Source organism: Neisseria sp. P0009.S007, from assembly GCF_051962515.1.
In genome coordinates, this window is the sequence record NZ_JBQCVF010000315.1 from 1 (window position 1) to 1,506 (window position 1,506).

Annotated in this window: 1 protein-coding gene; it reads left to right on the top strand. The window is 49.2% G+C overall.

What is annotated here, in order from left to right; genetic code table 11:
- On the top strand, positions 1 to 1,326 hold a 1,326-nt coding region (locus ACTHS3_RS12830; protein WP_440368114.1), incomplete at its 5' end, for a DEAD/DEAH box helicase.
- Between the last annotated feature and the right edge of the window lie 180 nt (positions 1,327 to 1,506).

Sequence of the window (1,506 nt, forward strand, 5' to 3'; positions counted from 1 at the left end):
ATTCAGGCGCAAGCGATTCCGTTTGCTTTGGACGGCCGCGACATTATGGCTTCGGCACAAACCGGTTCAGGCAAAACCGCAGCCTTCCTGCTGCCGACTTTGCAAAAACTGACCAAACGCAGCGAAAAACCGGGCAAAGGCCCGCGCGCTTTGGTATTGACCCCGACCCGCGAACTGGCGGCTCAAGTGGAAAAAAATGCGCTGGCGTATGCTAAAAATATGCGTTGGTTCCGTACTGTCAGCATTGTAGGCGGCGCATCTTTCGGCTACCAAACCCGTGCTTTGAGCAAACCGGTTGACCTGATTGTCGCTACTCCGGGCCGTCTGATGGATTTGATGCAGAGCGGTAAAGTTGATTTTGATCGTTTGGAAGTGCTGATTCTGGACGAAGCCGACCGTATGTTGGACATGGGTTTTATCGACGACATCGAAACCATCGTGGAAGCAACGCCGAGCGACCGTCAGACTTTGTTGTTCTCAGCCACTTGGGACGGCGCAGTGGGCAAGCTGGCGCGCAAACTGACCAAAGACCCTGAAACCATCGAAGTTGAGCGCGTGGATGATCAAGGCAAAATCGAAGAGCAGCTGCTGTACTGCGACGATATGCGCCATAAAAACCGCCTGCTCGACCACATCTTGCGCGATGCCAATATCGATCAATGCGTGATCTTCACATCCACTAAGGCAATGACCGAAGTCATCGCGGATGAATTGTACGAAAAAGGTTTCGCCGCCAACTGCCTGCACGGCGATATGCCGCAAGGCTGGCGTAACCGCACGCTGATGGACTTGCGTAAAGGCCGCTGCAAAATTTTGGTTGCCACCGATGTTGCCGCACGCGGTATCGACGTACCAACCATTACCCACGTTATCAACTACGACTTGCCAAAACAGGCTGAAGACTACGTTCACCGCATCGGCCGTACCGGCCGCGCTGGCCGTACCGGTATTGCGATTACTTTTGCCGAAGTGAACGAATATGTCAAAGTACACAAAATTGAAAAATACATCGGCCGTAAATTACCTGAGCTGACCATCGAAGGCATGGAGCCGACACGCAAACGCAAATCTGCCGGTGGCAAACCGAAAGGTAAAGGCGGCTGGGGTGATCGTAAATCCGGCGGCTGGCGCAGCGATAAGAAACCGGCTAAAGAAGGCTTCGGCGGCAAATCACGCGGCGAAGGTCATAAAAAAGACGGTTTCAAGAAAGATGGCTTTAAGAAAGACGGTTTCAAGAAGTCTGACGGTTTCAAAAAAGGCGGCGAAGGCTTTAAAGGCAAGCGCAAGTCTAACGACAGCTTTGGCGGCAAACATAAAAGAGGTTAATTTTTTCAATCTTAAGGCCGTCTGAAATAAGACGAAAGGGCGTGTGAAAACACGCCCTTTTTTTATAAATAAAGAATTATAGATGATACGATTATGAAGAATATATGGCAAATTTTAAATACTGTGGCATAATTATATTACTTATTACTATTTACTATATTTTAAAAAGTATGAACAAAT